Below are 12,460 nucleotides of genomic sequence, written 5' to 3' on the forward strand. Positions count from 1 at the left end.
GCCACATCACGAAGTCACTGTAGCGCACCGTGACATGAGCGAACAGCAGCGCGGGATAACTCTGATCGGCATGCCGGGCTGCGGCAAGAGCACCGTCGGACGCTTGCTCGCGGCAAGGCTGGGGCTGGAATTCGTCGACACCGACAGGGTGATCGAGGCCTGCACCGGACGGCGACTGCAACAGATCATCGACGGCGAGGGTGCGGCAAGCCTGCGCACGATCGAGCAGGATGTGCTCGGGCGGGTCGACGCGCACGCCCGCGTGGTCGCGACTGGCGGCAGCGCGGTATACGCCGATGCCGCGATGCGCCACCTCGCCACGGCAAGCACGATCGTTCACCTGGACGTCGGACTGCCGGAACTCGAGCAGCGGGTGACGGACTGGGCAACGCGCGGACTGGTGCGCACCCCGGGGCAGGACATGGCGGAATTGCTCACGGAGCGCTCGCAGCTATACCGGCGTCATGCCGACATACGAGTCACCTGCGACGGCCTGACCCCGGAGCAGGTGGTCGAGCACGTGATCGCGGCGCTGCTCAGCCACGGTGATAGCGCAGTGGAACGAACGGCAGCTTCGCCACCGTGACCGCTCGCGGACGCTCGCGCACCACGGCAGACAGCGTGGCGCCGGCGACAGCCAGGCGGCTGTCGACGAAACCCATCATCACGGGGCCGCCCACGCTGGGGCCGAAACCGCCGCTGCTGACTTCTCCCACGCAATCTCCGTCCGCGTCGGTCAGCACGGCCCCCTCGCGCACCGGCACGCGCTCGTTTCCGCGCAGACCCACGCGTCGGCGTGCCGTCCCGGCGTGCAACTCCGCGTCGACGCGTTGCGCTCCGGGATAACCCCCGGCGCGCGCACCACCGGCTCGTCGCACGAGCGGAATCGCCCACCCGAGACCGGCCTCGATCACGGTGATCCGCGGCCCGAGTTCGTGTCCATACAGACACAACCCTGCCTCGAGGCGCAACGAGTCACGCGCCCCCAGCCCGGCCGGCGCAACCGTGTCGTGCCCGAGCAGCAGGCGTGCGATGCGCTCGGTGTGCTCTTCCGGCAGCGAGATCTCGAAGCCGTCCTCGCCCGTATAGCCCGAGCGCGTGACGAAGCACGGTGCGCCTTCGATCACGCAGTGCATGCCACTCATGAAAACCAGTTGCGCCAACGCCGGGACCAGCCCGCACAGCACCGTCGCTGCCTGTGGCCCCTGCAGTGCCAGCAATCCCTGCCCGCACAGTTCACGCACTTCCAGCCCGCCGGGCAGGCCTGCACGCAGATACGCAAGATCCGCTTCCTTGCACGCGGCATTCACGACCAGAAACAGGGTTTCGGCGTCCCAGCGCGTGACGATCAGGTCATCCAGCACGCCAGCCTGCTCGTTGGTGAACAACGAATACGACTGCCTCCCGACCGGCAGCCCGAGCAAATCCGCCGGCAGCAGCCGCTCGAGCGCCTCGGCCACGCCGGGTCCTCGCACCAGCACCTGTCCCATATGCGAAACATCGAACAGGCTCGCCGCAGAACGCGTATGCAGATGCTCGCGTACGATGCCTTGCGGGTACTGCACCGGCATTTCGTAGCCGGCGAATGGGACCATGCGCGCACCCAGCGCAAGGTGCAGTGCATGCAGCGGTGTGTGTTTCATCGCGCCTCCGATCGACCGGCCAGGCCTGAGCGGCCTCTGGCATCCGCGTGAATTCTGCTCATTCGGCTGCAAGCCGTAAAGTATGATGCACGCGTGGCGAGCGATTCCGAACGCAAGGCAACGGAAGTACATGACAAGGAAACGAATCATGGCACGAGCGCAGACGACGCGCCCGGTGCGCATGGTGCGGGCGGCAGCGGCGGTATCGATGCGGCTTCGGGTTGCCCTCTATCGCGTCAGCGATGGACGCCTGATGGGCAGGCACCGCCACGGCATTCCGGCATGCCTGGTGACGCTGCGCGACCGCGAGCGCGCAATCCGCCATACCGTCGCACCGATGCACCTCGTTGCCGGACGCAACGTGATCCTGATCGCACCGCATTCCTCATTCGCACCTCGTCTTGCGCCTGCCTGGTGCAGCGATGTGGACACCGATCCACTGGTCGGCGTCAGCATCGCCGGAATCACGCGACGCATGTGCGCGCGCCGCGTCGAAGGTAGCGAGAAGAGGCGGTTGTGGCGCAGTGTGACGTCGGCGTTCCCGGCGCTTGCGCGTCGACACCCGCGCGCGGGCCGTACGATCACCGTGGTCCTGTGTACTCCCGCAGACTGACTGCAGAGACTTTCGCAAAACGCCGCAGAGCGTGCGTCGACGATCAGCGGCTGTTGCGACACGCTCTTCAGGCCGACGGCACCGTCCCGCGTCGCATGTTGTCGACCAGTGGGTTGCCGGCCGACGCCTCCACGTGCGCCCCGGACACCAGCGATCCGCCGTCGATCACGAGATCGATGCCAGTCGCCCACGACGCCAGATCGGATGCGAGGAACAGCGCGGCTCCGACGATATCGACCGGTTGGCCGATCCGCCCCAACGGGATCGAGCGCGCCAGTGCTTCCTCACCGCTTTCCCACAACACCCGTGACATGTGCGTCCTGACCACACCCGGAGACAGCGACAGCACGCGCACCCCGGGAGCGAGTTCGCCGGCAAGCTGGCGCGTAAGCCAGTGCAGCGTTGCCTTGCTGGCCTCGTAGGTACCGATGAAGGGTGCGTGACGATGCACACCGATCGTCGTCACGTTGATGATCACGCCACCGTTCAGACGCATCCAGCGCCGCCACGCCTGCTGGGCGAACAACAGCGGACCCTCCACGTTGACGGCAAAGGTCTTGCGCCACGCCGCGAGTTCCACATCCATCAGTGGCCCGAATGCAGGACTGGTCGCCGCGTTGTTGACCAGGACGTCGAGCCGGCCGAAACGATCCAGCACTGCGTCGACACAGGCTTCGATCCGGGCAGCGTCGCCGACCGAACCGGCGAAGTCCATCGCGATCCCGGCCCGCGGCACCGTGGCACTGATCGCATCGAGTCCGTCACGGGCCGCATCGAGTTCGTTCTGTCTGCGCGCCGTGATGCACACATTGGCACCGTGGCGCAGGTACTCCTTCGCAATCGCCAGGCCGATACCACGCGAGGCCCCGGTGATCAACGCGGTACGTCCATCCAGACGCGGGGAAGATTGCAGCTCGTTCATCGGGTTTCTCCGTCGCCATGCACACGCCACACGCCATACAGTATGCATTGCCATCGGAGACACATGCATCCAGAATCCCGCCCCAACGCACGCAGCACACGGCAAGCCGATGCCATCCCTCCCAACACGCCTGATCGCCGACATCGGCGGTACCCACACGCGGTTCGCACTGGTTCACGCCGATGCGCAACTCGATGCGCAGCGCACCCTCCAGACGCAGGCGTACGCCTCGCTCGGCGAGGCCGCTCGCGCCTATCTGCAGGAAACCGGCGCGCATCCGCAGGAGGCGTGCTTCGCTGTCGCCGGCCCCGTCGACGGCGCCACCATACGGCTGACGAACCACTGCTGGGAGTTCTCGCGGGATTCTCTGGCAGCCGAACTCGGTATCGAGCGCCTGCGCGTGATCAACGACTTCGAGGCGATCGCACTGGCGCTGCCGCGGATCGACCCGTCGGCACTGGTTCGGATCGGTGGCGGGACGGCGTGCAGCGGACGACCACTCGCGCTGCTCGGCCCCGGGACAGGACTCGGCGTTGCACAGTTGATCGTGACGTCCGCTGGCTTCCAGGCCGTGCCGACGGAGGGCGGGCATGCCTCTATCGGTCCTGCGGACGAGACAGAACTCGCGATCATCGGCAGCCTGCTTGGTAGCGGTGAACCCGTAAGCCGCGAAGCCTTGCTGTCAGGACCTGGAATGGAACGTATCCACCGTGCGCTGTGCAAACTGCGCTCGCTTGACGTCGAAGCAATGTCGGCTGCGCAAATCCAGGTGCGTGGCGTCGAGGGCAGCGACCTCGTGTGTCAGGAGGCCCTCGAGCATTTCTGCGCGTTCCTCGGCACTGCCGCAGCCGACCAGGCGCTGTGCAGTGGCGCTCGCGGTGGCGTCTACATCGCCGGCGGCATCGTGCCGCGTTTCACCGGGTTCCTGCAGCGCAGCCGCTTCCGCACCCGCTTCGAGACCAGGGGACCGATGAGCGCATACCTGCGTGCCATCCCGGTTCATGTGATCACACACAGCCAGCCGGGACTGCTGGGTGCAGCCGTTGCCAGCATCGACCCATTCCAGGAGAGCGCACATTGATCGACATCGACATGACCCACAACCCCTTCGTTTCCGAGGACATCACGCCGGCCTACAGCGCCGAATGGGAAGCGCGTCGGCGCGTCGCCGCAGCAATCCGCGAACTCACGGAAACCCTTGTCAGCAGCACGCCGGCGGTCCCTGATCTGCATGCGATCGCTGCGGCACTGGAAAACATCGCCGCAGGATTCGCCGAACAGCCTCGTCTGTACGGACGTCTCGCATTTGCCGTGGAGGGAAGCCACGGACGCATAGGCCAGATCGGCCACGAAACGAACCCGGTCGCCGGCGTCAGCAACCCGCTGGCGGCACCACTGCATACCTGGATCGTCGATGGCGTGGCGCACGGACGTGCGACACTGGGCTGGGCCTACGAAGGGCCGCCAACCAGCGTGCATGGCGGCTTCGTGGCTGCACTGTTCGACCAGTTCATGGGCGAAGCACAGGCCATCGGCGGTCAGCCCGGGATGACCGGCACGCTGGAAATCCGCTATCACCGCCGCACGCCGCTGAACGCCGAATTGCGCCTGCGCGCATGGGTGGAGCGGGTCGAGGGTCGCAAGACGCTGGTGCGCGCCGAGATGCACGCGGATGACGCACTGACCGCGAGTTGCAGCGGCGTGTTCATCCAACCGGCCGGCGGTCTTGCGGAATTCCACAAACAGATGCTCTAGCACGCAGGTGCACACACGCGCTGCGCTGTCCTAGAGAAAATCCGGCCAGCGTGCGATCCAGTCCTCGTCCCAGCGCGGCGTGCGCTTTTCCACCCACGCCGTGGCACCCTCGAGTGCATCCGGCTGACCCATGCTGTGGTGCAGCGCACGTGTCTCCAATGAAATGAACGCATCGCGCGGCATCTCGAGTCCGCGCCACAGCAGTCGCTTGTGCATCGCCATGACCAGTGGCGAACAGTTGCACACCATGTCGGTCGCAATATCCAGTGCCGTCGCCAGCACTGAATCGGCATCCGCAAGATACGCGGCAAGCCCCCAGTCGTGAGCCTGCGCACCGTCGATGCGCACGCCGCGCACCAGCATCTCGAATGCACGCTCCAGGCCGATCAGCCGCGGTAGCACCCATTCGACGCCGAAATCGGCCACGACGCCACGCCGATTCTGCAGCAGACCGTACTTTGCGGTGCGCGCGACGATACGCAGGTCGCACTGCAGCGCGATCCCCAGACCGACGCCGATGGCATGACCGTTACACGCCGCAATCACGGGCTTGCGCATATCCCACGCCTGCATCGACAACGGACACGAACTGAAGTCACCTCCCGCCTCGGCAGCGAACGCATCACCACGCGACAGATCGGCTCCGGCGCAAAATGCGCTGCCTCTACCCGTGATCACCACCACGCGCACTGCGGCATCGGCGTCGCAACGCCGGTACAGTTCGCCAAGTTCTCTCAGCATCGGCCAGCTCACCACATTGAGCTTGTCCGGTCGCGCGAGCGTGATCAGACCCACACCGTCGCGGTTCTCGAATTCGATCTCTGCCATGCCTGCTTCCTGTTGACCCCTGGCGGCCATCTGCGACACGATGATTATAAATAGACGCGCGCTCGCGGAGGCATCAAGCAATGAACCAGCCATCACCCTTTGATCCGCTGACGATCGGTCCACTGCAACTGCGCAACCGTTTCATCAAGTCCGGCGCCAACGAAGCGATGTGTATCGACGGCGCACCGACCCATGCGCTGGTCCAGCATCATCGTGCGCTCGCAGCAGGCGGCGTCGGGATGACGACGGTCGCCTACGTCGCGGTCAGCGAAGAAGGTCGCACGCTGCCAAACCAGATCTGGATGCGCGAGGCAATCCTGCCCGATCTGCGCGTGCTCACGGCGGCAGTACACGCCGAAGGCGCGGCGATCTCGGCGCAGATCACGCACGGTGGTTCCTTCGTGACCGGGATCCGCGTCGGTCATCCAACGATGAGTTCGGTAACCGGATTCAACAAGGCAGGGCTGCTGGCCGGCAACTGGTGGCGGCGCGCCATGCAGGCCAGGGAAATGGACCTGGTGGAGGCGCAGTTCGTGCACACGGCGGAGCTCGCACGCGAGGCCGGATTCGACGCGGTCGAGCTGCACATGGGTCACGGTTATCTGCTCAACCAGTTCATCTCCCCGCTCGACAACCGCCGGCGTGACGAATACGGGGGCAACGCGGAAAACCGCGCTCGCTTCCCGACCCGCGTACTGGCTGCAGTGAAGAAGGCCGTCGGCAAGGATCTCGCGGTGATCGCGAAAATCAACGTGGCCGACGGTGTGCCAGGTGGCGCAACTGCGGACGATGCAGCCGTGACCGCACGCATGCTCGAGAATGCAGGCGCCGATCTGCTCGTTCTTTCCGGCGGTCGCAACGTCGAATCGACGTGGTTCATGTTCGGCAGCCTGGTCGACCAGCAGGAAATCGGCAGGGTACTGCAAGGCCAGTGGCTGTCACGCCTGGCATTGCGCCTCAGTGCACTCATGGCGCCGCGCCACGTCGAGTTTCGCGAGCGCTACCTGCGCGACTACTCGATGCGCGTGCGTGAAGCGGTGCGCATGCCCCTCGCCTATCTTGGCGGCGTCAAGTCGCTCGACAGTGCCGAGGCCGCCCTGGCGGACGGTTTCGACTGCGTCGTGATGGCACGCGCACTGATCCACGACACCGCGCTGGTGAATCGCTTCCGCAGCGGTGAAACCCGCCACTCAGGCTGCACGAGTTGCAACCGCTGCATCGCCTGGATCTATCACCCCGATGGCACACGCTGTGTCGAGAACCCACCGAACGACCCGGTACTGAACCGGATTCGTGCGTCGGCGTCATTGGGCAGCGCGGCGGTGTCGTGAATCGTTGGCCAACCCGGTGACTCAGTCCTCCCATCGAGGATCCGCGGAAAATCGTTTGCAACCAAAGGCAGACGTGGGATAGCGAGATGCTCGAGCTCGACGGAATTCGCGAGTTTGTGATGGCATCCAGGTATGGCTCCATCACACAGGCTGCGGACAGGCTTGGCCGCTCGAAATCTCACGTCAGCAAGCAAATCAAGGCGTTGGAAAAGCGTCTTGGAGTCCCCTTGTTCAATCGTAACGCTCGCAACCTGCAACTCACCGAGATCGGCGAATCATGCTACCTGCAATGCGCCGCCGCACTGAGCGAACTGGAACACGCGATCGACGCCACCGTTGCAACCAACGAACTTCCCCACGGTCACCTCAAGGTACAGATCGTCGCCGCGATAGGTGAAATCACCTTGGCAGGCATCTTTTCCGAGTTCGCAACCCGCTACCCCGAACTCAGACTGCACCTGAATTTCGAGTCCCAGCCGACCCAGCAGATTTCCGAGAACTACGACCTCCTGATTACTCGCGGCAGTCTCAAGGACTCCTCGTTGATCGCACATACGCTCGGAAAAAGTGACTTCGGACTTTATGCAAGCCCCCCAAGTTCCGCAGTTGGATTTGTAAGCTGTTGATTGTATTGATACGAATGGGGCAAAAATGCCACTACACGGCGTTGTCGGCGACGGGCAGTGGGAGCTTGAGTGCTTCGAACAGTTCGATCTGCTGGGGTTGCAGGCGCCCGATACCTGTGACGGATTTGCCATCGATCTGGATGCGATGTTGCTGGATCTGGCGCAGCAGGGCGAGGGACCTGCGAGGTGAAAGCGGATGTCCCGCCGCCTTGAGCTTTTGCCGCATGATCCGATGAATCACCAGGGCCAGGAAGCAGATCAGCGCATGGGCGCGGATACGCTCGGGCAGGCGGTGATGTACGGGAGCGATTTCGATGTCGCTCTTGAGTACCCGAAAGCCACGTTCGATGTCGGCCAGTGCCTTGTAGCGGGCGATGACCTCATCGGCGGCGAGTGCGGTGTTGGTGACCAGCAGCAGCTTGCCATCGAGGCGCTCGGCGTTGGCCAGCGCGGCCTCGTCGCGGTGGAAACTGAAGCGCTCCGCCGCCAGGTCTGCCTTGAGGATACGGCTGAGCCCTGCTTCGCTGACTGCCTCGCAGAAACGCAGATACGCCCTGCGGTCGGTGGACTTGCGCCCGCGCAGCGGCTGGCCTGCGTCCGCCTCGTCGAGGCGCCTCGCCATGCGCTCGCCTTCGGCCTCGATGGACGCGATCAGGGCGCGGCGCCGGGCGCTTTGCTCCGCCGCGCGACCGGAGTCGTGCGCGACGACCAGGCGCCGCCCCTGCCACGTGGACTCGCCGACACCCGCATCGAGTGGCATGTTGGTCGCCAACTCGCCAAAGTCCGCGTAACGCCGTGCCGGCACGGCGAGAATGTACTCCACCGCCTGGCCAGTCGCGGTACGTAGCGCCTCTACCGCGTCCAGGTTGTCGAGGCTCAGCAGGCCACGATCCGCCACCAGCACCACCCGCTCGATCCGATAGCGCGCAATGGCCTTCTCGATGGCGGGCAGCAACGTGGACACTTCGCCGACATTGCCCGCATGGACTTCATGCGCGATCGGCAGCCCCTCGGCGGTCTGGATCACACCGAGCACGAACTGGCGGGCAATGCCCCCGGTGTCCTTGTTGAGCCCGAAGGCACGCACATCGTCTGCCACCGTGCCGTCCCCCTGGATGCGCACCGTGGTGAGGTCGTAGAACACCACCGACAGCGATTGATCGAGCAGCGGGCGCAGCTGCTCCGCAACGACGGCCTCGACCGCATCGATATGCTCCATCAACGCATCCATCGCCCGCAGCAGCTGGTCGTGCGTGACCGTCTCCGGCGCATCGGGCAGGCTGACCGTCTCCAGCCAGCGCAGGACGCCGAGCTTCGAGGTGGGCTCGCACAGGCGGTTGAAGACCATCGCGCGCACCAGCGCGGGCGCGTCGAACCGGCGACGCGTGGAACGTAGCGCACGACGCAATGCGCGATCCAATCCCAGTTCCTGCCACAGGCCATGCAGGGCAAACAGATCGCCAAAGGCCCTGGCTGTTTCGAAGGCCACCCGAGGCGTGGAGGTGGATCGTCCGAGAGCGCGTTGCAGCCCATCGATCAGCGGATCAAGGTCTTTGGAAGAGAGTTTGTCGAGTCGCCCGAAATTGGCGATGACACGCTGACGTGGCTGGCCTTCCTCGTTGCGGTAGGACTCGACCAGTTGCAGGTAGGCTCGGCCGCCAGATCGTGAGATGCGCGTGAACATGCAACTACGTTATACGTATCGTATCCATTAATCAATGGGTGAAACAAAAACACGTGTGACTACATGATCTCCTGGGAAAATGAGGAAATCCACCCATAACTGATTGACTTGTAGTGCCTGCCACCCTGCCGAAATGGCCGTTTTGCAATCTGAAGTGCTGAAGTTGGGCTGGCTGTGTCGAAGGCCACCCGAGGCGTGGAGGTGAATCGTCCGAGAGCGCGTTGCAGCCCATCGATCAGTGGGTCGAGGTCTTTGGAAGAGAGTTTGTCGAGTCGCCCGAAATTGGCGATGACACGCTGACGTGGCTGGCCTTCCTCGTTGCGGTAGGACTCGACCAGTTGCAGGTAGGCTCGGCCGCCAGATCGTGAGATGCGCGTGAACATGCAACTACGTTATACGTATCGTATCCATTAATCAATGGGTGAAACAAAAACACGTGTGACTACATGATCTCCTGGGAAAATGAGGAGATCCACCCATAACTGATTGATTTGTAGTGCCTGCCACCCTGCCGAAATGGCCGTTTTGCAATCTGAAGTGCTGAAGTTGGGAAGCCCCGAATATTTCGAAAAATTCGGTGTGCCTGCAAGCCCTGATGACCTCATGCGACACCGTTGCCTCATCGATGAATCCGGATACTGGTGGTTTGGTGAAGACACAAAGGCAATCAAAGTAAAGGTAAACGGATACCTCAGTGGAAACCGCGGCTCCCTGCTGTTGCGCTATGCCCTGAAAGGGCTCGGCATAACCCAGCAATCAAACCATCCGATGTGCAATCTGGTCAGACAGAAAAAACTTCTGGCCGTACCCGGAGGCTGGTCGCGCTGGTCCGTGACCTGGTATGCATTGTCTCGCACCCGGACGTCCACCGTGCCGAAGATCCAGGTACTCATAGAATTTCTCAAAGAACGTTTTGCGCAGCCAGACAAAATCAATTCCTTTTGAAAAAAACACGTGGTTCGGATCATGCAACCAGAAGACTGCAACGATCTCCGGTAGACCTGTTATCGGTGCCCTCCATCGACATATATATGCTGGCCGGTGATCCATGCGCCTTGCTCACTGCAGAGAAATGCAATCACATTGGCAATATCGTCCGGTGTTCCCGCACGTCCGAGTGGCACGTGATGGTCGATGACCTTCCTCCACAGAGCACTCTCCCGGATATCATCGTGCCGGCTCGTATCGACGATTCCGGGACAAACGGCGTTCACCCGGATCCGATGAGCCCCCAGCTCGGATGCCATCACTGTCGAAAGTGTATTTACTGCGGTCTTGGACGCAGCATAGACCCCGCTCTGTGCCGACATCAATCGCGCAAGCAGGCTCGAAATATTGACGATGCTCCCGCCGCACTTGCGTTCAATCATGTGTCGAGCAAAGACCTTGGACATGTAAAAGGTCCCGCTCAGATTTGTATTGATCACGCGTTGCCACTCGTCCACCGGCAAGTCCACTATCGACACACGATCATTTCCAAGCGCAGATCCCGCGTTGTTCACGAGTATGTCTATTCCGCCATATTGCCTGACCGAAGCCTGAAGAAGCTCCTCGGCTGCACCCACATCCGACACATCCGAAACAACCGCGAGTGCGCCACTCCCAAGGATACGAATTTCCTCGGCAACCGAATCGATGTCCCGCCACTCCGCATGCTGTTCGTCTGCCGGATACGATTCCCGTGGGCGGCCGGTGCCGGTAACCACAATATTGCAACCCGCTCTCGCGAGCGCCATGGCGATCGTCCGACCAATGCCCCTCATGCGACCTGCACCGGTAACCACGGCAGTCTTGCCTTCCAGGCCGGTCAACGTAATCGGCATAGGTCGTCTCTCCCGTTTCAAGACCGAATCAGATTATCTTGCCTCTGCGCAGCTGCCCGATCCGCTCCCAATCATATCCAAGCAGTTCAGACAGCACCTCTTCCGTGTGCTGTCCCAATTCCGGTGCGGGTGCGCGTACCGCACAGGGTGTTGCCGACAAGCCAACGGGAAATCCCGCCAGATCGGTTGGTCCGTACTGCGGATGATCGAATCGCGTGACGTATTCGTTGGCCTGGATTTGTGGGTCATCCGGCAGATCATCAACCCGATTCACCGGACCGAAAATGAAGCCTGCGTCCGCGGCTTTCAATTGCGAAAGCCATGCTTCTCGCGGACGGGTTGCGAATATCACGTCGAGCGCGGCGACGGCTTCAGTGGCTGGCTTTCCCGGAAGCACTCCCTTCCATTGAGCCTCCAACTCCGGATGCCCCATACTCCGACAAAACTCGCTCCAGTACCGCTCTCCCTGGGCCATGGCCAAAACGATCCAATGCCCATCGAGGCAGCGGTAGTGGTTCCACAGGGGATTTACTGACTCGGCTCGGCGTACACGCGGTGCTGCAGCGCCCAGCATCAGCCGCGCAGAAAGAGCAAGTCCCTGCAAAAGCGCCATCGAACCGAGGATCGAGACATCAACCTTTTGGCCCACACCCAGACGTTCCCGCGCCACCAGAGCTGCCAGTACACCCCAGGCCAGCATCACCCCGCTCATCTGGTCCGCAATCCCGCCAGTGATCCCCTGTGGCGGGTCATCCGGCTCTCCGACTGCGAACATCAACCCTGACCGCGCAAGGCCAATGTAGTCCATCGAAGGCATGGCGGCGTCGACGCCGTTCGGTCCATAACCGGTCGCGTGCGCGTATATGAGACGCGGATTCACCTTGCGCAGCGACTCATAATCCAGGCCCAGCCGCTCGGCAACGCCCACCCGGAAGTTCTGCACAAAGACATCCGAACGACGCACAAGGTCGAATACGATCTCCCGGCCTTCGGGCTTCTTGACGTCCAGGGTGATGCTTTTCTTGTTTCTGTTATTTGCCTCGATATAGAAATTCGGTCGCCCCGCAAGGCTCATGCCGGAAAGCCAACCCAGACCTCGCCCTGGATCGCCGGTCTCACAGGCTTCCAACTTGATCACTTCAGCACCCAGGTCTCCGAGCAACGCTGTCCCCAGTGGACCTTGCTGCCAGATCGTCCAATCCAGAACCCTTACTCCTTCCAAGGCTTGCATCACG

Annotated in this window: 14 protein-coding genes; 7 read left to right on the forward strand and 7 right to left on the reverse strand. The window is 62.7% G+C overall.

Annotation, left to right across the window (positions count from 1 at the left end):
* Positions 1–34 precede the first annotated feature (34 nt).
* Complete coding sequence (locus H7A12_07450) at positions 35–586, forward strand: shikimate kinase (protein MCP5320646.1); 552 nt, start codon at positions 35–37, stop codon at positions 584–586.
* Here the strand turns inward: H7A12_07450 and gcvT are convergent.
* Positions 537–1,643 carry a glycine cleavage system aminomethyltransferase GcvT gene (gene gcvT / locus H7A12_07455; protein MCP5320647.1) on the reverse strand — a complete coding sequence of 369 codons (1,107 nt, stop codon included), beginning with the start codon at positions 1,641–1,643 and terminating at the stop codon, positions 537–539. The genes H7A12_07450 and gcvT overlap by 50 nt on opposite strands.
* Before the next feature lie 148 nt (positions 1,644–1,791).
* Here gcvT and H7A12_07460 point away from each other — a divergent pair, with 148 nt between their 5' ends.
* Entirely contained in the window at positions 1,792–2,256 is a 465-nt protein-coding gene (locus H7A12_07460) for a nitroreductase family deazaflavin-dependent oxidoreductase (GenBank protein MCP5320648.1), read from the forward strand.
* A gap of 67 nt (positions 2,257–2,323) precedes the next feature.
* Here the strand turns inward: H7A12_07460 and H7A12_07465 are convergent, their stop codons facing one another.
* On the reverse strand, positions 2,324–3,178 hold the full coding sequence (locus tag H7A12_07465) for an SDR family oxidoreductase (GenBank protein ID MCP5320649.1): 855 nt from the start codon (positions 3,176–3,178) through the stop codon (positions 2,324–2,326).
* 109 nt (positions 3,179–3,287) lie between these two features.
* Here H7A12_07465 and glk point away from each other — a divergent pair, with 109 nt between their 5' ends.
* Together glk and H7A12_07475 are read left to right on the forward strand one after the other, a co-directional pair.
* Complete coding sequence (glk, locus tag H7A12_07470) at positions 3,288–4,259, forward strand: glucokinase (protein MCP5320650.1); 972 nt, start codon at positions 3,288–3,290, stop codon at positions 4,257–4,259.
* Positions 4,260–4,270: 11 nt separating this feature from the next.
* Positions 4,271–4,933, forward strand: coding sequence for a PaaI family thioesterase (locus tag H7A12_07475; protein ID MCP5320651.1), 663 nt, complete (start codon positions 4,271–4,273; stop codon positions 4,931–4,933).
* 30 nt (positions 4,934–4,963) lie between these two features.
* Here the strand turns inward: H7A12_07475 and H7A12_07480 are convergent, their stop codons facing one another.
* A complete protein-coding gene (locus tag H7A12_07480) occupies positions 4,964–5,761 on the reverse strand; it encodes an enoyl-CoA hydratase/isomerase family protein (protein MCP5320652.1) in 798 nt (265 codons plus the stop codon).
* A gap of 80 nt (positions 5,762–5,841) precedes the next feature.
* On the opposite strand from H7A12_07480, the gene H7A12_07485 reads away from it, so the two are divergent.
* Positions 5,842–7,092: an NADH:flavin oxidoreductase gene (locus H7A12_07485; GenBank protein ID MCP5320653.1), complete on the forward strand. Its 1,251-nt coding sequence runs from the start codon at positions 5,842–5,844 to the stop codon at positions 7,090–7,092.
* A gap of 86 nt (positions 7,093–7,178) precedes the next feature.
* Positions 7,179–7,718, forward strand: a complete 540-nt coding sequence (locus H7A12_07490) for a LysR family transcriptional regulator (protein MCP5320654.1) — start codon at positions 7,179–7,181, stop codon at positions 7,716–7,718.
* A 31-nt stretch (positions 7,719–7,749) separates the two neighbouring features.
* Here H7A12_07490 and H7A12_07495 read toward each other — a convergent pair whose 3' ends face one another.
* Complete coding sequence (locus tag H7A12_07495) at positions 7,750–9,402, reverse strand: IS1634 family transposase (protein ID MCP5320655.1); 1,653 nt, start codon at positions 9,400–9,402, stop codon at positions 7,750–7,752.
* A 59-nt stretch (positions 9,403–9,461) separates the two neighbouring features.
* Positions 9,462–9,785 carry a hypothetical protein gene (locus H7A12_07500; GenBank protein ID MCP5320656.1) on the reverse strand — a complete coding sequence of 108 codons (324 nt, stop codon included), beginning with the start codon at positions 9,783–9,785 and terminating at the stop codon, positions 9,462–9,464.
* Positions 9,786–9,939: 154 nt separating this feature from the next.
* Between H7A12_07500 and H7A12_07505 the strand changes: the two genes are divergently transcribed.
* Positions 9,940–10,347 carry a hypothetical protein gene (locus H7A12_07505; GenBank protein ID MCP5320657.1) on the forward strand — a complete coding sequence of 136 codons (408 nt, stop codon included), beginning with the start codon at positions 9,940–9,942 and terminating at the stop codon, positions 10,345–10,347.
* 59 nt (positions 10,348–10,406) lie between these two features.
* Here the strand turns inward: H7A12_07505 and H7A12_07510 are convergent, their stop codons facing one another.
* Together H7A12_07510 and H7A12_07515 are read right to left on the reverse strand one after the other, a co-directional pair.
* Positions 10,407–11,225 carry an SDR family oxidoreductase gene (locus tag H7A12_07510; protein ID MCP5320658.1) on the reverse strand — a complete coding sequence of 273 codons (819 nt, stop codon included), beginning with the start codon at positions 11,223–11,225 and terminating at the stop codon, positions 10,407–10,409.
* A gap of 28 nt (positions 11,226–11,253) precedes the next feature.
* Positions 11,254–12,456: a CoA transferase gene (locus H7A12_07515; protein MCP5320659.1), complete on the reverse strand. Its 1,203-nt coding sequence runs from the start codon at positions 12,454–12,456 to the stop codon at positions 11,254–11,256.
* Positions 12,457–12,460: the final 4 nt, after the last annotated feature.

This window comes from Pseudomonadales bacterium (genome assembly GCA_024234165.1).
Taxonomy (GTDB): domain Bacteria; phylum Pseudomonadota; class Gammaproteobacteria; order Pseudomonadales; family UBA5518; genus UBA5518.